Raw genomic sequence first — 18,069 nt, 5'->3', positions numbered from 1 at the left:
AGAATATGACACAGACTTTTTATACCCAATGGCAATCTTCTGTCCTTGCAGACGCAGAAACTTATGTTTCAAAGGAATACAGTAATTTCCAAACGGCATTGCTACGTGAAATATCCAAATATGCAGAAGCCGTGGATGCGGCGGTCGTATCCGAGAATAAGGGGCATTATTATACAAGTTGCTTTATTGAACGTAATGGTAAGTTTGTATATATAAACCATTCTGCGGATGTGCGGATGGATGATGGGATAAAGATAGAACTCGGTTCGTTCATGATACGGACTGCCCGGCACGCAAAGGATTATACCGGCGGAAACAATCAATATTGCGATATGCTGCAGTTACAGTCAATGATTGACAAACTGCTGTCGTAATGATAACATATAGTCTGTAGCGGAATGAAAACCGGTAGGGACTATAAGGATGTGGAGCGCCTTCAGTATGAAATCGCTCCACATTCTTCATATTACGCTGCCGTTACCGACGCAGACCGCCGCCATATTCCGCCTCTTGTAGCTCCTCCCTGTATTCTTCAAGCTCGTTCAGCTTCTCGTTCACGGCTTGCAGGTTGGCCTCCAGCGTCATGTTGTGGTCATAAGGGTAATGATGTTGTACGGCCATCCCTGCATTGGTGGCCGTACCCACGTCCAGCGTATCCTTGTCCCTGTTGTACCTTGCATACAGAATATCTCCGTTTGGCATTTCGAATACCGGCATTCTCTGATGTGTCAGTTCAGCAAACTGTTCCGCCGCCATATCTTTGGCCACCTCTTTCACATCATCGCTGGCACGGTCTGTGCCGTAACGTGTGATATGGTCCCGCACCTCCTGTTCCGTGTATTTCAGCATGATGTCGTATGTGCCTCCGACACTTCCGTTGTACACCACGGCAAAGTCCTTATCTTCAATCAGCAGGTCATCGCCCCGGTTCTGGAGGGGAGAAGCGTATGTATGCTGCTCGTCCATGCCGTTGCCGTCGTAATACTCCTTGGCGAGCGCAAGCAGACCCTTGTAGTCGCCTTTGTCCTTCAATTCGTCCAGTTGCTTCGTGTCGTCAGCGGTTTGGAGATAGGCCACCGAAGCATAAAAAATACGTTCCTTGGCAGAGCGTTTGTCCTCTTGCTCTTCGGTAACATTTTGTTCCAACTCCTGCGCAATCTTATCCACCTTTTGAGTAACGATTGACGAAGCTCTTTTCACGTCCAGAAGCGTTGTCTTGATAAACTGTGGGGATTCTTTCAACTCATCGAGCCACCCTTTGAGGTATGCGCAACTGTCTTCCTTTATATGCTTGGTCATGCCGTAGCGTTGTGCGACCAACGCGCTGCCCAGTTCGGCCACCAGTTCCTCGCGGGCATACTCTTTCGAACCGAAAGAGGTAGGTTGGAGTCGGTCAAGCACACCTTCGGCACCCGTGGAATGGACCATCTCATGGAACAGCGTTCCGTAGAAAGATTCCCCGTCTCTGAACTGCTCCTTTTCGGGTACGACAATCTCGTTCTTTGTGATTGAGTAGTATGCTTCGTTTTGGTGCGTCGGTTTGATGGGACAAATCCAAAGGTTGTCCTTTATCATCGCATCGACAGGCCCAAAACTGAAATGTTCGCCGTTTTCGACCCTTTTCCCGTTCTCTCTTTCCAACTGCTCCCATAACTCCGGTCGAGCCTCCTGCAGGTTGGTCTGGGCGACATTGAACACCCGGAACACCTGCATTTTCGGATAGACATTGTATTGCGCCTTCTCTTCGTCGGAGAGTTTCTTGTAGTCGTCGTACTTGATTTTCTCCTTTGTTTCCTTATGTATGCAGGTGAATGTGGTCAGCATGACGGGAAACGATTTCTCGCCGCGCAGTACAGATACACGGGGTAATTCCTGCCCGTCCTTGCCGGGCTTGTTGAGCCGCTGCACGCAGTCAAAGGTGCAGAAGCGCGGAATCTTGTACCCCTCATTCTCACAATGCAACAGTAACATAAGGGCGTTCATACCGTTGTACTCCCGCCCGGAAAGGTTACGCGGCCATTGCAGTGCCCCCTCGGTAAACCACGGCTTATGCCAGTCCTTGTGGATGCTTTCGATTTTCTCGATCATCATCTCGGCAAAGAGGTCCAGCGCCTTGTCCTCGCTGCTCGGCCCCTCCGTATTTCGCTTTCTATAACCGGCCATGACTGCTACTGATTGAAGTTATCCGATTCGGGAATATATTGCGCCAGTTCTTCCACCCGGCAGGAGATGTCCGGCTTCCCGTTATGTACCGAGACCGTCATTTCGCCCTTGGCTTCTACCTTGACGCCCGGTTGCAGCCACTCTTCACGTTGCCTGTCGAAGCAGAAGAAACGCACCCACTGGTACTCGAAATTCTCATCGACCTTTTCGGTGCTGAATGCAGAGAACATCGTGTAGGACTTATCCTTTTTGTCCTTCCGTTCCTCGATGTTCTTGCCCACCTTGCCCCGGAACGACAGTTCGCCCTTGATGGAATCCGCGATGTCCGCCGCCGGGCCGATACGGTCGGCAAAGAGGTTGAAATAGAGCTTTTCGCCCCGGCGTTTCAGGAACAGCGTCCCCGCAACCTCGACACGCAATCCGTTTCGATAGCCGGATACCTTCTTCTGACCGCCCTCCTTGCTGACACTGATCTCGACCGTTTCGTTCCGACCGTCCTTGCCTTGGAGCACGACGCGGAGCGGAAAGGTCAGGAATGTTTTCTCTTCTTTGGTCGTGCGCATCGAAGCGTCGCGGCCGATGGTGCCGCACGCCGTAATATTGCATTTAATCATTTTATTTTGTCTTTTAGTGATACATAGTCCACCGGACAAAGCGGGGTGTCTTGAAGTTGAACAGGTTGAAAGCGTTTCCTAATCGGGAGCACGTATTCTCATGTAGACAATCCAGCCGGCAATACCCAGTTGGACGCCCACGATAACGAGTGTTGCTACCCAACCGAATAGCCGGGAACAGAACAGGATATGCAGGGCGCAGACGGACACCCCGGACAAGTACCCGCAAAGTCGTATCATCACGCGTTTTATCATGACTTTTTGGGATTATCTTTTCAGGTTTTCCGATTGTGCCCGTTGTTCGGACATTCCCCGTTCAAAGTTCTGCGACGCCGCCTCCGAGAGGATGACCGTGTTCAGCACGCCGGTCACACGCAGCCGTTTGGCTTCCTCCGAAAGAGAACTGTCGTTCAGCGTCACCGACAGGCGGCTTAACTCGGCAGAGGCCAGTTCCCGTGATACCTGAACGCTGCCGTTGTCCGCCTGCAGGACAGCTCGCCCGTTTTCCCCGACTGTGAGGTCACAGTTTTTCATGCCCGGCAGCAACGCTTTGAGGTCGATACGCCGGCTGTCCATCGCCTCGGAAATGGCTGCCTTTTGTTCCTCCTTGTTCTTGCTGTCGATTTGCGTCGCCAGTAACATCAGGGAGGTAAAGGCGGTCATGGCCATTTCCACGACAGGATCACTGCACCCCGACAATCCCACGCCGCTATCCTCCGAGGAGAGCAGTTTTTTCATCCACGCATCGGGCGAAAGGCTTTTGCCGGTGGCATTCTCTTCTGTTCCCTTATATCGGGCGAGCAGGTCGTTGCCGTTATGTAGTACCTGCTGTTTGATGTGGCCCTTTTGTGCGATTTCAGCCAGATACGCTGCCGGATCGACGTCCCGCTGCGTGCCGTCCGCATAAATCTGCCGGACACCGAAGTGCAGGTGCTTCCCGGTCGTCCGTGTCCCCGTGTTACCGGAACGGCCGAGCTTCTGGCCTGCCTGTACCGTATCGCCTGCCTTTACGGAAACTTCGCCGAGGTGCATGTAGGTACACTGTACCTTGCTGCCGTCCGGACGGGTGTATTCCACGGTCAGCGATTTGTTACCGGGTGCATGGCCTTTGTCTTTGACAGCGACGACCTTGCCGTCTTTTTCCGTGGCCAGGACCGTATCGCCGTCGCACCGGATGTCGATACCCGTGTGCATACGTTCCTTGCCGTCTGCCGGATCTTGCCGCATACCGAATGGCGAGGTGACGAAAAGAAACTCTTTCCGCTCCACCGGAAACGAATAGTCCACTGTATTTCCGACCTCACGGAGCGGGTTCTCTTCCACGCCGAACCGCTTTCCCTGCGTCTCCATTTCCTGCATGACCTGCCGGTCGTACTTTTGCAGCCCGTTCTGTTCGATGATACGTTGCAGGCTGTCGGCATAATGCCCGCCCGTGGCATAGCCCGCCTTTTCGAGGCCCTGTGTCCAGCCCTTGTAGTCATCGGGCGAGAGCGAGAAACAGCGGGCATAGCGGCTGTTCTCTTTCAGGAAGCGTGAGTGGTGCTCATACGAATCGCCCACGCTGTCGTAGCTGCAAAACTTCTCGTTCGGCTTGTCATCGGAATACAGACCGTACCGGCCACCTTCGGCAATCCATTCGGGCGTGGCCTTGATGCCGAAATGGTTGTTCTCATTCACGGCCAAACGGCTCTGCCCGTTGGAACTTTCCAGTATGCCCTGTGCCAGCGTCACGGAGGCCGGAATGCCGTACCTCCGCATCTGTGCCATCGCATAATCTGCGTATTGTTCCGTATATTCTTGATTCTTGTTTGCCATATCTTTACCTCCTCATGGTTGGACGTTGTTCGTTCTCGTTCTGTTCGTCAGTTGCCTCTGCAGGCTCGTTTTGCTGCGCCTTGGACATACCGTCACAATCCATCACGTATGCCCGCAGCGCATGGATTTGCTGCCTTGTTTCCTCATTGCTGTGTTCAAATACCAATATGATTTTGTCCGCATCATACGGAATGCGTTCTTTGGCCGGAGGCATGTCCAGCTCGTTCGCTATGGTCTCCGCATCATACATGGAAGCGTAATACTTGTTCTCATGTTTGAAAAGGACGACCGCTTCCGGTTGTTCCTCTTTGATTTTCTTGTATTTGTCATACAGTTGTTCCGGTATATCTTTTATGGGCAACTCTTTCAAGGATGAAGCAGTTTTGGGGGATTCCTCATTGGCTTGCTTGGGGTGCTTGTCCTTATCCTGCTGTAGGGTATCCTCTTCTCCTTGTTTCTTTCCGGCAGTCTCTTCCTGCGTCTGTCCTTTACGCAGCACATCGGCAAAAAGCGTGGCCGCCAGATGGCGTTTATATTCTGCACGGTCCTCAGCCAGCCACATGCGCTGCCACTGTTGCCGCGTGACGCTCCGGGGCTGCAGTTTCTTCCCGTCGATGGTCGCCACGCACAGAGTTCCTTCTTGTTTGGTCTTGAATACGGACACACGCTGAATCCGGTTCAGGTCGATGTCCTGCGCCCCGCTGCTGAACAGGTCCACTTTCAGGTCTGGCTGTGTTTCCGCCAGTACATAATACTTGTGCGCCAGTTCCATGCGTACCTTGTCGATGTTGTCCATCGCCTGTTTGAGCGTGGAGAAAAAACGGTTCACGTCCTCCTTGTCTGGATAGATACTGTACCCGTTCTGATGTTCGGGCTTCAGATACAGCGCCCAGCGGTTCTTGTCGTCCTGGATCATCTGTATCTGGTCGAAACCGATTTCGTCCGCCCGTTTGACCGCAGGCGTCACGTCCAGTGTGGAAAGCATCTCCAGTGCCCAGTTCTTCAGTCGGGCCAGTGATACCTGTTTCTTGGCGAAATAGGCATCATCGGGCCTGTACCCCCATGCGCCGTCGGGATTGAAGAAACGCACGTTTTCAATACCTTCCCTTCGCAAAGCCCTGCCGATACGGGCCTTGTTCATGCCCGGCACTTCGTTGTCCACCTCCGGCGACGCACCGGCAGGGAGTATCACATCCGCCGATTTCGAGGACGGATCGATGACGATGACAATGGTCTTGTCCTCCTTGTTCGGGTGTTTCCGGATTTCATCGGCCACGTAGAAATGCTTGGGTAACTGCTCCTGCATATCCGAAGTCTGCCGGCGGTTACGCATCGTGGCATATTCGATTTTCTCGCCCCGTTCCGCCTTGTGGATTACTTCGAGGGCGTTGTTCACGTCGCTTTCGAGGGCATCCATCAGGTTGGGGTTCTCTTTAAGTTCCCGGTTCCAGTAGTCTACCAATTCAAGGCTTTTGTCGGACAGACGGGCAGGCAGTCCCAGTTCCAGCATTTTGATGCCCGAAGCCACCTCCACGATCAGCCGTTCCTGTTTGAGGGCATCTTCCGAAGGACCCATGCCGTTTTTCATCACCATGCCTTCACGGGCCAGCCGTTGTTGGTGCCCCGTGGCGCTCACGATTTGCCGCAAGGCTTCCTGAACGTAGTCGTTATAATGCTCGAAGTTCCGTTGGCGCGGCATATAGACCGCATCGCGGTCCGTCTCGTAATGGGGCATTCCGCTGCCGTCCGAACGCACGGGCACGAGATTGTCCCGCATTTTCAGCAGGAAGTCGTTGAAGCGGATATGCAGTCTCCGTTCATCGGTTTCGGAGTAGCCACGCTCCACGGCACTACCGTCTTTCTGCAATACCGCATCGTAAGTCTCCTTATCCACGTAGGGCAGTGTCGTCTGGTCGATGTTGAAAAGTGTGCGGATCTCCCTGTTATGTATGCCCTTGTACTGTTTCTGCACCTCCTCGTCCAGTTTCAGATAAGCGTCCCGGCTGATGATGTCCTCCGGATTGTTGCGGTGGACGTACTTGTTCCAGTTGTAGAACAGGAACGGAACGCCTTGCTCGTGCTCGCGTACCGATGTGCCGCGTGCCTTGGCATCGCTGTAAAGGGTGAACAGGTTGGTCTTGCACCCGTTCCGGTCCGAATGCAAGGCCATGAACAGGCCGTTGAACGGGCTGACGGCAACACCTTTCGGATAAAATTTCGGAAAGCCCTTGCCCGTAGCGTTGAGCCAGTGTCCCCCGGCATTCGACGCTTCGTTCAAAGCCGTGGAGAGCAGCTCTATCTGACGCTCCTCGGCATTCTTTTCTATTTGCGATTTTTCTTTCATATTCCCATATTTTTTCGGTTACAGGATTATTGAATGCCCCGTGTCCGCACGATGGTTTCCTGCTGTCCGTTGTCATAGTTCTGCGAAGCCATCTGGCGGAGCTTGTCGCTTTGGGCGAGCACGGCATTGGCCAGCGTGTTCAGCGGCAAGGCTCCTGCACGGTAAGCGTCGGCCATAGCGGGGGTGAGCTGCACCGTACAGGGCACACGGTCTATCGTGGCAACCAGCGTGCAGCCTTGTAGTGCCGGGTTCACGATACGCGGATTCAGCGGCTCGTCGGGATAGCGTCTGTACTGTACCTCTCTACCGGTCGTGGCTGCATTTCTGTTTCCCTCCGTCCGTTCTTTTCCCAGCACCTCGTGTCCCGCCTTGTTCAGCAGGTTCGCGCCACCCAAGCCGATAAGCAGCATCTTCAACATCGGATTCTTGACGAACATACCTGCCACTATACTCGCTATCGGCAGCAGGTTGTCTTTCAGGCCCAGCGATTGTGTCCTACCTGTAAACACGCCCAGCAGGATGTCGGGCAGCATGGCCAGTATATAGCCCAGATTACCCGCGACATCGCCTATGCCGTCCAGTCCGAGCGAGCGGACCAGCTCGTCCCAGCCGTTCTCGTTGGTCTGTATGGTCTGTGTTCCCTGACCTGCCTGTTCCTGCCGCATCCCTTCCCCCGCAGAGACGGCGGAAGTCGACACTTCCTTTTCCTCTTTTTCCCTTTGTTTGGGTTTCGATTCCGTCTGTTCCTCCGTTTCGGCTTTCCGTCTTTCCATATCTTGCAGGTAGGCTTCCTCTTGTCCGGGAGCGACAACCATCGGCACGTCTTTATACCGTTCCACCCGTTTCCGTTCCTCCTCGGCGGTTTCTTCCCGCCACGGCATATTTCTATTGTCTGTTTTCCACCAGTCCATAAAATCGAATGTTACAATCGGTATCTTCTTTTGCAACTTTCCGTTGGCTGCGGCAAGAGCCGTGTTTTCTTTGCCCGGTATGCTTGCCGCCTCTTTGCGGAAGCTGTCGAACACGTTGCTGTCGCTGCCGAACACGCCCTTGCTGATACACTCCTCTGCAGAGAGCGGCTGCGTTTCCTCCTTCCCGAAATGGTCGGCAACGGCTGAGATTGCCGTATCCGCACCGATGAACCGTGCAACGGCCGTCCACGAACCCGTACCGCCCAACATGACCGTATCGGCCGAAGCCCCCAACACCCAGCCCGCACCTTTCTCCAACTTGCTCGGCCGGTAGGCAACCTCTCCGCGTTTTTCTATCTCTTCGGCCAGCGGCGAGCGCCCCAAAGCCTGTGGCAATCCCAGCAGGCTCGATTCTGCCGCCTTACGGATGATGTAGTCCGCCGAGGATTTGGGCATACGTTCCTTGACCAGTTGGTCTATCATCAGTTGCTCTACACGATAGTCCACGAAGGCATAGGCGAGGTCGCAGCCCAATTCCTGCGACAGTTTATCGTAACGCTCGCGTCCGACTTCCTTCACAACGACATCGCGCCACTGTCCGGCCATGTAGGCGAGGTCGTGCTGCATCTCCTCCGACGAGAGAATCCTGTCCTTGCACATCCCGATGTAGTCCTCGGTCGTCTTGGAGTTCCACTCTCCCGTAACCTTGAGAGTCTGGTACGGGTCGGCGAGCGGTTGCCCCGCTGACGCCATCATGCCGAGTATGCCGCCCAGGGAGGTCGAATACGCTTTCATTTCCTCGCCCTGTTTTTCGGTCAGGTAGGATTGCGTCTGCGTCATGACGGGGACAAGATGATGGCGGAAATAACTGCCCATCAGGGCCTCCAACTCCGCAAACCTTCTGCTATGTTTGATTCCGTCCATATAATCAATGTCTTTCTATATCATGTTTATTTGTTTCAACAGTTGTTCCTTCGTCTGCTCGATAGCGTTATGGTACACCTCCATTTGCTTGGGGAAAAACTCTTCGAGCCACGTGTCCTTTTCGATATTGTCGTGAATGAAACGTATCGCCTGTTCCCGCTCGATTTCTACCGAGGCTTCCCCTTCCTCCCGGTTGTTGAACCATGCCTTCGTCCACCAGCGGACTCCGGCACGGTCGGGATAGACGGAGACGATTCTCGGTATGTCGAAGCTCTGGATGTCGATGTCCAGTTCCGCCAACAGATCAATGAGTCCGCTGCCCGCTACGGCTTCGTCATGAAGTTTTTTTTTACCTCGCCGCCTGTTGCGGAAAGGTACACATCATGCCGCAGGGCAAGGTAGTTCAGGAAATCCGCTATCAGCAGGTTCTGTACCTTGCAGGCCAGCGGCATGGCTTTGCGCCCCAGTCCCAGCGGGTTGTACATGCTCGGCATCTTCTCATAGAAATACTCCTTCGCAGCTCCCATTGTAAAGATGTGGCGCAGCGACTGCTCCGTATGTGCGGGCACCGTGTACGCTCCCCGCTGTAAATCCTCCATGTAAAGTGGCAGAAAGCGGAGCATCAGCTCTTCTATTTCCCTTTGATCCTTCTCGTAGTCGTTTTTTACTCTTGTTTCCGCATCGTAAAAAGACGCCGCACCATTGCCGTCGGCTTCCTGCAAAGCCTTGATGTTGCCGTACAACATGGTCAGGAACTCTATTGGGTTCAGTTCCTCGCCCTTGAATTTGACTTCTATATGCAGCAGTTCGCCGCTCAAAGCCACCGTTTGTCCGGCTTTCACCCGCTGTCCGAATTGGGCGAATACATTCGACAGATGACCGTATGTCACCTCGTACCCGCCGTAACGGACCGTCTGGCAAATGCCATGTACCGGGTCGTTGCCCACACCTGACACGATGCCGCTGGCCACGGCTGACAGCATGTAACACCTCACGTTGAAGTCTATTCCGTGATGAAAGAACTTTTCTCCCGTTGCCGGGTGTACCTGTTCGCCGTAGCCGAGCGACATCTCCACATCTTTCCCCTGCGGCTCCTCGAACGGCATACAATAGCCGCTGTCGGAGTGCAGAATCATTTCTTCCGTATATTTCATTGTGATATATATTTTCGTGTTTCTATCTTCTCATTCCTCCGCTTTGCGTTTGTTCCTCCGGAGAGAGTGTCGGCGTCTGTGTCCTCGATACCGTTTCCGAGGGAACCGTGCGGACAACGCCCGCATTGTTGCCGATAAGCATCATGCCCAGAAACAGACCGGCGATTTTACCCAGCCAGCCGAAACGTCCGAACACGAGGTACGCTGCTGCGATAAGTCCTGCAATGTTCAATCCCGACACATTGCCCCCTCCGAGGTTTCGCAAAAAGCCGCTGAGCATGTTGAACAACCCACCGCCGGAGGCTTCCCGCAGGAAGTTCGATACCCCGTTCAGTTTCGAGTCCGCGCCTCCCACAGCCTCACCTATGGCAGAGACCGTCTCTCCGGCTTTGTCTTTCAGTTCCTTCATGTCTTCGGTCGTACCTGCAAGGGCATCCGTGGCGGATTTGCCGACTACGGCCTCACTGACGATCCGTGCGACACTTTTGTCGGTGGTCAGTTTTTCCCAACCCACATAACCGACGGCAGCTCCGGCGGTAGCCGTTTTGACCGCCTGCCCGGCTCCCCGAAGGGTCTGCGAGGGATGCAGTACCGCATGACCGGCACTTTTCCCCGTCGCATTGGCGGCCTTGCCCATGCCTTTCATGGCCTTTCCGCCGTATTTCAATATCGTATCCCAAGCTCCCATATTTTTATTCTTTTTTTTAGGGTCTTACATTTCTTCCAATTTGCCGCCAGCGTCTTTGGGCGGCTTTCACGATGTCGTACTTGTCCGCGACAGGGCGTGCGCCCTCGTCGATTTCCCGCCAGATGTCGCCCATCGTGGTGTATTTCACTGCCTTGGTCAGTCGCTGCAGCGTCCGGTTCATCGACCGGAGTTTCGGACGTATGCCGAACACGATCTCCATACGTTCCCTTTCCGTCATCTTGTTGTCCGAGAGGCAGGCCGTGCGTATATCGTTCACGATTTCCACGCTGTTCAATATCATCTCCCGGTAAATCTGGTTGCGCCGCGTGGAGAGGGCGACGGCCAATGCACCCGTCGAATGTCTGCTCAATTGTTTGGTGAAGTCGCCCATGTTGTCTGTAAGCTGCGATATTTCATGGTAAAAACCGTAAATCTGAGCCGCATAGCAGACAATCGAGCGGAACGAGTTCAGGTAATTGTTGAACTCCCGTTGCAAGTCCGTCGTGCCTTCCACTTCTTCCTTCGTCCACACATGCCCTGTAGTTTGCATCAGCATGACCTTCTCTTGGTTTTTCAGTTCCTTCTCGGCCTTGTTGGTATAAACCAGAATCATTCCCGCAAGGGTCGCATCGTTCTGCGCCTGTACCTTCGAGATACCGGCGCACAGCAACAGAATCCATATCGAGATTATCCGCTTCATCGTTCTTCGTTTTTTATTATCCTTTTTTCAACGGGCGATGGCTGCCGCCCTGCGCCAGCGGGACATGGCCAGACGGGCCACCTCGCCGTTGCTGCGGTCTATCATACCCGCCGTTATGTTGTTCCACACGTCGTTCAGGGTATAATAGCGCAGGCTCAAATAGAGCAGATGCAGTTTCCGGCTGAATGCCGCGAGCTGGTCGTTCAAAGCCCACAGGGTTTTGCTCCGTTCCGCCCCCGTGAGCATGTTTTCCGTGCCGCCTTTGGCCACGGCGTCGTTCAGCAACGTGAACACGGAAACCAGCTCCGTCGCCGTCTCGATATAGAGGTTGTTCATGTTCATGCTGGCGACGATGCCCTGCGGGTTGTCCCCGATGGCTTTGCCCAGTTTTCCCAGCGTGAGGAAAATCCGCACGCCGTCGTTATAGAGGTGGGTACAGGCTTTCAGCGACGAAGCATAACCGTTCGCCGTCTTGAGGTAACTGTTGTACTGCTTTTCCCACTCATGTATGCGGTTGAACTCCGCTGCGATACTGTTCTGCATCAGGGCGGTCTGTGTCTGCCCTTTGATTTGTTTGTCTATCTGGCCGTTTATCAGTTCGTTTCCCTCGGCCAAGGCTGCCCATTCCAACGGGTTCGAAGCGGCAACCTGCGCCTTGGCCAATTGCGGAAGCAGACCGGCAAGCACAAAGACCACCCATATGCTAATGATTCGTAATCTCATAGATTCCCTTTTTTCGTTTATTGATTTCCACACGTTCACGGATAATCGCCACGATGTCGTTTCCGCGCCGGATACCGATAAGGTCGAGCTTCGGGCTGTTCCGGTCCGTCGAAAGGATAACGACCGTTTTCAGACCGCAAAGCTGTTGCAGGAGGCTCTGGTGTTCCTGAAAGTCCACGATACGGTACAGTTCCATGTAGTCCACCCTGCGGCAGAAAAGTCCCCGCTCGCAGACAAGCTGTTCGTTGCCGACCCGGTAACATATCCGGCGCAGGCAAATGAAACGATACAGCAGCACGAGGAACAGAAACAAGGCAATGACCGTCGCCATACCGCCAAGCGGCATACCTTCCATGCCGCCGTACACCAGTCCCGCCATGCACATGAATATCAATGGCAGTTCGTCGATGACGAATTGCCCGGCGTGCGGGCGCAGGATAATGTTCCGGACATCTTGTATGGTATATGGCATGGTCATCGGCGAAAGTGTATCTGTCGTTCCTGCCCGGCGTTTTCTTCTTTTTCCGACTCCTGCCCGACAGTCTCTTCACGTTTCTGTTCAGCCAAAAGCTGTTCGTTCCAGCTCGTATGGCGATAATCCGGACTTTCCCAGGTAATGGAGACATCATGCTCCCTGTCAATACCAAGGAACTCCCGTAGTTTCTCTCGATATTCCCGGTAGCACTTGTTCGTGGTATCTATCTGGTCCTGCACGTCTTCCGGGGCACACAACCCGCTCGAACGCATCGACTCCGCTTCTTCCGATTCGGCGTCGAACCGTATGCAGATTTCTTGCAAACCACCCTTGGGCAATAGGTAAAATTCTCCGTCTGTCAAATCCCCGCCGTCCGGTATGGAATCGAGATAGGGTTTCCTCTCCGGCGTTTCCTCTATGGCAAAACGTACTGAGCGGCATATCTCCTTTTGCAAATCCCATGTGAGATTCGACCCTTTCCGGGTATTATCGAAACAGATATGTTGCCGGGCAGGGATGGTAAGATCAAGTATCTCTCTCATCTGTTTCCCGATAGGCTTGCCGCCCGTTGAGATAAAGACCGCCTTTCTCAAATCCTTGTTCTTCGCCTGATGGAGTTGGTAATAGGCCATCGCGTCATAGGTACTCCCGAACCAGTAGATATGTTTGGCCTCGGCAAGAGGTGTTCCGGCAGGACTTGCAATCCACAACCCTTCGCTCTCATTGCTTTCCTCGCTCTTGCCTTTATAGCTATCGCATCCGTCCATTCTCATACGTTCCCGTTCCTCGAAACCCACGACCGTACCGCCCTCTTTGGGCAAGGTCAGTGGAAAAGCGAGACAGGTGTATGCCGCACCGTCTGCGCCGTGTTTTGTTGCCAGGCAGAAATGACGGTGGAAAGCATTCTGCGTGCTGAGGTCGATACCCCGGTTCTTGAAATAGGGATAGAATATCTCCTGCATCTCATGGTCTTGAGGGTTGAATCTGTGCAGGTCGTAGTCTGTTATATCGAATGGTCGTAGGTCTTGCTTGACCGGTACGGTTTGCACCTCGTATTCTTCGAAGGGGATGTTCAGCAGGCGGCTGCACACGAGGTTTACCAGCCGGTTCAGGTCTATTCCCTCATAATATTCCGCGAATAACGCCGGGTGCTCCTTGATGAACGAAACGACGTTGTATTCCTTCTGCCGGGGTGGTTGGCAACAGCATTTTCCCTGTTGCGTTATGACGAACTTGTCACCCCGGATACGCTTTTCCTCACTGTCCGTGCGGATAAACGAGGAGAGGCGTAGTCCGAAGCGTCGGTTCTGGCGATACCCGGCATCAAGCAGTACATCCCGGATATCGAGTCTTTGCAAAAAATCATTATGTGTCAATTTCTTGTCATTCATTGTCTTCTCTTTTCTTTTGTTGTTTCATGTAGGGGGTACTGCGTTGTCATCGGTGGAAACGTGCTTGCCGTTCCTGTTCGGGTTCTTCTCTTCTGGCCGGCTCTTCGTGAACTGATTCTTGCAGCCTGATCTTTGCCAAGAGCTGTTCGTTCCAGTCCTTATAGCCTTTTTCAGCGGGCTCGTACACAATAAGGTCGGTGCTGTCCTCGCCGGGAGCGGGAAGATTACGGATCGCATCCTCTATGGCCATGATATTTTGTCTCATGCCCTCCAGTGTTTCCTCACTGGCCGAACCCTCGGCAAGGGCTATCTCGTACTCGTCTTGGCACACCATGCTCATCTCCTGCAAATATCCGTCGCCGATTGTCCGATAGTCGAGCGTACCATCTTCCCGATAGATTTCTTTGGGACGTAAAAGCGTGCCGATTATCCTGTGAAAGTCGAAGGGTTCGAGTTTTATTTCGTAGTTCTGGTTCTCCTCGCCACTGATACGGACCAGCAGTTTGTCGTCTTTCGTCACGTTGCTGGTGAATGTCTTGCCCGCCTGGGTGAGCGCGAAGTTGATGGCGAAGATCTGTCCGGCACGGTCCTGGTCGAAGCAGAGATGGTGGTAAGCGCGTGGAGTGGCCTTTATCATGGCTTTGAACTGCTGTTGGCTCGGTGCCCCGCCGGTAGAAACGAACACTCCCTTTCGCAGTTCCTTGTCCCATTTCTGGTTAAGCTGGTAATAAGCCATCGCGTCGTAGGCACTCTCGAACCAATAGATACGCTTAGCTTCCGCAAGTGGGGTTTGGGCAGGGCTGGCAATCCACAGCCCCTCGCTCGAATTGCTGCCCTCGGCCTTGCCTTTGTAGCTGCCGCTTCCGTCCATTCTTGCACGTCCCCGTTCCTCGAAGCCCACGACCGTGCCGTCGCCTTTGGGCAAGGTCAGCGGAAAAGCGAGATTGGTGTATGCCGCACCGTCCTCACGGTGTTTCGTCGCCAGACAGAAGTGGCGGTGGAAGGCGTACTGGGTGTAGAGGTCGATACCCCGGCTCTTGAAATAAGGATAGAACTTCTTCTGTGTCTCCCGGTCCTGCGGGTTGAACTTGTACAGGTCGTAGTTCGCGATGTCGAACGGGCGGATGTCCCGCTTGGGCTGTATAATCCGCGTTGTCCGGTCCTCGATGGGATGGTTCAGCAGCCGGTTGCACACGAGGTTCACCAGTCGGTCGGGAGACATGCCCGCACGGTATTCAGCGAAAAACTGCGGGTGCGCCTTGATGAACGAGATGATGTTATAGACTTTCTGCTGCTGTGCTTGGAAGCAGCACTTTCCCTGTTGCGTCACGATGAACTTGTCGCCACGGATACGCCGTCCCTCGCTGTCCAGACGGACATACGAGGGATAGCGCAGGCCGTCGCGCCGGTTCAGGTGGTAGCCCGCGTCAATCAGCACGTCCTGAATGTTCAGCCTTTGCAGGAAGTCGTCGTAGGTAAGGTCTCCTTCTCTCATAATTGTCTTTATCTCCCTCTTCTCATATCGTTAATATCCTGATTCATCTGTGCCTCGAAATTGCGTATAGCCACGTCCCTCGGCGTATCGACACCGGGCTTGAAATACGGACGCGGCTCGCCTCCGAAACGCTCACCGTAGAACTCCGGACCGTGATGATGATGCCGCAGGCCGTGGACGACACCCGCCGTGACGACCGTTCCTGCCGCAAGGGCGGCGAAAATCTTCACGCCGAGACCGCGCTGTGCTTCCGGCCGCATCTTCATGTCCACCTCGCTGAATATTTTCGAAAAGATTTTCATGCGGTGGTAGTCATCGACCGCAAGGAATTTGTCGTAATCCTTCTGGCTGATCTCGTGGCTGATGACCTGCCCGTCGATGACGGCCGTCATCTTGTACTTGCCCTCTATGGGGGACGGGTGTACGGCTATCTCGCCGACCTCGACCTCCCTGCCGTGCCGTTCTTCTCGGTACCAGCCCTTGCGCTCGTCAAGGACGGAAATATCCCGTCCATCGACGGAAGCAGCCGCACCATACGGCATCTCCTGCCGGAGCTGGTTTTCCAGTGGGGAGAGGATTTCCTGCTCCTGTTGCTGACGCTGCGTCAGTTCCTCCTGTACTTCGGGGTGCAGACCAAGGGCGATACGTTGTTTGCTGTCGAGGTCCGCCATCGTTACCTTGTCGGCAAAATCCGCCCCGATAACCCCGTTCAGGACTTCCAGCCGCTTCTCGACCGGTTGTTCCTCGATGGAGTTGGAGGTCAGGACGGCCGTTTCTTCTTCCGTCAGGTCATAGACCAGATCGGCGGTCACCTTTTCGGACTGTACGGTCAGTGTCCGTGCCTCCTTATCGACGATAAGGCCGTGGGAGGCAAGACATTCCTGCCATTTCTCGTTGGAAAAATAGACAGGAGAGCTTATCAGTTCCTTGTAGGTACGGGCCGGTTCCGTGCTGCGCGGACGGCTGACCAGCGGCGTGATGACCGTCTGCAGGTTTTGCAGGACGTCGGCCTGTTGTGCCGGTTGCACCGGTTGTCCGGCCTTGTATTTGTAATAGAAGCCGTAGCCGCCCGACTGCAATTCGCCCGGCTTCATGCGTCCGTCCCACCGTTCAGGGACAACGGGCGGTCCCGGATAGAACAGTTGGCCGCCGACCCGCCGCAGATGGAAGCCCCACTGGTGGCGTGGCGTCCAGCCGAGAAACGGGGGCGGCATACCCAACCGTCCCACATGCCCGTATTCGCCGATACCGATACGGTAGCCGTGCAGCCCCATAGCGACACGACCGTTGGCATTGCGGGCATGGACGAAGTTCTTGGGCATATAAAAGTCTTTCCCTACAATGCTCGTGAACACGTTGTAGGCTTTCTTGTTGGCCGAGTTTGTTCCCCAGTCCGTCAGGGCCAACATCTGACGCTCGGTAAGGTCGTAGGTCAGCAGCGGCGAATCGTGGCCCTGCACCACGAGCCGGTAGCCCGTGCCGTCGCTGACCACGTGGGCCTGCATACCGTTACGCCTCAATATGTCCTGCATTTCGGGTTGCAGGTCCATCATTCGGGGGTTGGTATTCTTTCGTATCGCCATAATCCGTTGTTAAAAAGGGTTTCCGTTATGCATCTCCGTTCTCCATCGCCGCCTCCAGTTGCTCGTCCTTGTAGTGGACGAACTCGGCGGCGGATTCGTTGCCCGCCATAAGGCTGTGCTCCTTGCAATAGCGGGCATATTCCTCCTGCCATTCGGGCGAGAAATGATTCACATAGTCGAGCCAGCCGTATTCGCCGCGCTCCATCTTCTCGATAAGTACCTCTTCGGAATAATATTGGTGTTCTGCCATATTCGCTGGATGTTAAGATATTATTTGTGAACTCCCGCCGCACGGTTACGCTCGGCGCTTTTCTTCTGTTCGTTCCACAGTTCTTCGGTATATTCCTCTTCGGGAACATAGTCGAGGTTGCCGTCATCGTCCATCACCCAGCAGCCGTACACGCCGAAAGTGTACTTGTCCCACTCGCGTTTGGGCTGTTCTTTCCATTTCTGGCTGTCGCCCGAACAGAAGCGGATGCCGGTCTTGTCATGCAGGTCGATGCCCACCGTGACGGGTTCATCGTCCACGACCAGTGTCAGCGGTTCGCCGTTCTGCATACTGTTTACCTCCATTGTACCGAGGTGCATTATGTCGGCCAGCACTTGCAGGTTGCGCCCGATAATCGGCGTGGGGATATACATCACCTGCTTCGTTTCCTCGTCTATCTGCACGAATGCCTTGCTGTGCCGTCCGTCTGCCGTCTCCACATCGGCAAGAATCGCCTTGCCTGCGAGCAGTTGTTTCTGTTGCGCCTCGTCGTAGCGTTCCAGTGGCGAGGATTCCAGGACGGGATAAAATACCACGTCCGACAGACCGTCATCTCTACGGACAAGGGCGAAGCGGCTGCGGCTTTCGATTAGTTCTCCCTTCTCGTCACGGACACGGACCGGAAGCACGGGAGAGTGTCTGCCGTCGCAAATCTCATCGAGGACACGCATCGGCAAGTCCTCGATCATCTCCTGTGTAAGCCCGAATCGGGCCAGTGTCGGATAGGGCAATTCAATTAGTTCAAATCGTACTACATTCATATTTAATTTTGTATTTTGAATTACACTTTGCAAAGATAGATTCTTTTCATTCCCTTGTAT

The 18,069-nt window shown here is 54.1% G+C and carries 18 protein-coding genes; 1 reads left to right on the top strand and 17 read right to left on the bottom strand.

Annotated features, from left to right (window positions below; all coding sequences use genetic code 11):
* Positions 1 to 5 precede the first annotated feature (5 nt).
* Positions 6 to 374, top strand: coding sequence for a hypothetical protein (locus C1A09_RS07445; RefSeq protein ID WP_008655022.1), 369 nt, complete (start codon positions 6 to 8; stop codon positions 372 to 374).
* Positions 375 to 477: 103 nt separating this feature from the next.
* On the opposite strand, the gene C1A09_RS07440 is transcribed toward C1A09_RS07445, so the two are convergent.
* The 17 genes from C1A09_RS07440 to C1A09_RS07365 form a co-directional block, all read right to left on the bottom strand.
* Positions 478 to 2,163 (bottom strand): zincin-like metallopeptidase domain-containing protein, encoded by a 1,686-nt coding sequence (locus tag C1A09_RS07440; protein WP_008655024.1) that lies wholly within the window; start codon positions 2,161 to 2,163, stop codon positions 478 to 480.
* 5 nt (positions 2,164 to 2,168) lie between these two features.
* Positions 2,169 to 2,777 carry a hypothetical protein gene (locus C1A09_RS07435; RefSeq protein ID WP_008655026.1) on the bottom strand — a complete coding sequence of 203 codons (609 nt, stop codon included), beginning with the start codon at positions 2,775 to 2,777 and terminating at the stop codon, positions 2,169 to 2,171.
* 78 nt (positions 2,778 to 2,855) lie between these two features.
* Complete coding sequence (locus tag C1A09_RS16320; RefSeq protein WP_165860124.1) at positions 2,856 to 3,017, bottom strand: hypothetical protein; 162 nt, start codon at positions 3,015 to 3,017, stop codon at positions 2,856 to 2,858.
* Positions 3,018 to 3,044: 27 nt separating this feature from the next.
* Entirely contained in the window at positions 3,045 to 4,592 is a 1,548-nt protein-coding gene (locus C1A09_RS07430; protein ID WP_008655029.1) for a glucosaminidase domain-containing protein, read from the bottom strand.
* Positions 4,593 to 4,596: 4 nt separating this feature from the next.
* Entirely contained in the window at positions 4,597 to 6,936 is a 2,340-nt protein-coding gene (locus tag C1A09_RS07425; protein WP_008655030.1) for a zincin-like metallopeptidase domain-containing protein, read from the bottom strand.
* Positions 6,937 to 6,962: 26 nt separating this feature from the next.
* Positions 6,963 to 8,771: a hypothetical protein gene (locus C1A09_RS07420; RefSeq protein ID WP_008655031.1), complete on the bottom strand. Its 1,809-nt coding sequence runs from the start codon at positions 8,769 to 8,771 to the stop codon at positions 6,963 to 6,965.
* 15 nt (positions 8,772 to 8,786) lie between these two features.
* Positions 8,787 to 9,071, bottom strand: a complete 285-nt coding sequence (locus C1A09_RS07415; protein ID WP_008655032.1) for a hypothetical protein — start codon at positions 9,069 to 9,071, stop codon at positions 8,787 to 8,789.
* Positions 9,072 to 9,094: 23 nt separating this feature from the next.
* Positions 9,095 to 9,925, bottom strand: coding sequence for a M23 family metallopeptidase (locus tag C1A09_RS07410; protein ID WP_008655033.1), 831 nt, complete (start codon positions 9,923 to 9,925; stop codon positions 9,095 to 9,097).
* A gap of 22 nt (positions 9,926 to 9,947) precedes the next feature.
* On the bottom strand, positions 9,948 to 10,613 hold the full coding sequence (locus C1A09_RS07405) for a hypothetical protein (protein WP_008655034.1): 666 nt from the start codon (positions 10,611 to 10,613) through the stop codon (positions 9,948 to 9,950).
* 16 nt (positions 10,614 to 10,629) lie between these two features.
* Positions 10,630 to 11,313: a hypothetical protein gene (locus tag C1A09_RS07400; protein WP_008655035.1), complete on the bottom strand. Its 684-nt coding sequence runs from the start codon at positions 11,311 to 11,313 to the stop codon at positions 10,630 to 10,632.
* Between the two features lie 27 nt (positions 11,314 to 11,340).
* A complete protein-coding gene (locus tag C1A09_RS07395) occupies positions 11,341 to 12,036 on the bottom strand; it encodes a hypothetical protein (protein WP_007567566.1) in 696 nt (231 codons plus the stop codon).
* Positions 12,017 to 12,514 carry a PH domain-containing protein gene (locus C1A09_RS07390; protein WP_007567564.1) on the bottom strand — a complete coding sequence of 166 codons (498 nt, stop codon included), beginning with the start codon at positions 12,512 to 12,514 and terminating at the stop codon, positions 12,017 to 12,019. The genes C1A09_RS07395 and C1A09_RS07390 overlap by 20 nt, the downstream gene beginning before the upstream one ends.
* The gene (locus C1A09_RS07385; RefSeq protein WP_007567560.1) at positions 12,511 to 13,902 is read right to left on the bottom strand and encodes a toprim domain-containing protein; all 1,392 of its coding nucleotides are present in this window, start codon (positions 13,900 to 13,902) and stop codon (positions 12,511 to 12,513) included. Before C1A09_RS07385 ends, C1A09_RS07390 begins: the two co-directional genes overlap by 4 nt.
* Positions 13,903 to 13,948: 46 nt before the next feature.
* Positions 13,949 to 15,397: a toprim domain-containing protein gene (locus tag C1A09_RS07380; RefSeq protein ID WP_007567554.1), complete on the bottom strand. Its 1,449-nt coding sequence runs from the start codon at positions 15,395 to 15,397 to the stop codon at positions 13,949 to 13,951.
* Positions 15,398 to 15,405: 8 nt separating this feature from the next.
* Complete coding sequence (locus tag C1A09_RS07375; protein WP_007567553.1) at positions 15,406 to 16,980, bottom strand: hypothetical protein; 1,575 nt, start codon at positions 16,978 to 16,980, stop codon at positions 15,406 to 15,408.
* A 25-nt stretch (positions 16,981 to 17,005) separates the two neighbouring features.
* Entirely contained in the window at positions 17,006 to 17,230 is a 225-nt protein-coding gene (locus C1A09_RS07370; RefSeq protein WP_007567552.1) for a hypothetical protein, read from the bottom strand.
* Positions 17,231 to 17,250: 20 nt separating this feature from the next.
* The gene (locus tag C1A09_RS07365; RefSeq protein ID WP_007567550.1) at positions 17,251 to 18,009 is read right to left on the bottom strand and encodes a DUF4099 domain-containing protein; all 759 of its coding nucleotides are present in this window, start codon (positions 18,007 to 18,009) and stop codon (positions 17,251 to 17,253) included.
* Positions 18,010 to 18,069: the final 60 nt, after the last annotated feature.

The sequence above is a fragment of the Bacteroides cutis genome, assembly GCF_900241005.1.
GTDB classification, from domain to species: domain Bacteria; phylum Bacteroidota; class Bacteroidia; order Bacteroidales; family Bacteroidaceae; genus Bacteroides; species Bacteroides cutis.
The sequence above is the reverse complement of the archived record's forward strand: the minus strand, read 5'-3'. Positions and strand labels throughout refer to the sequence as shown.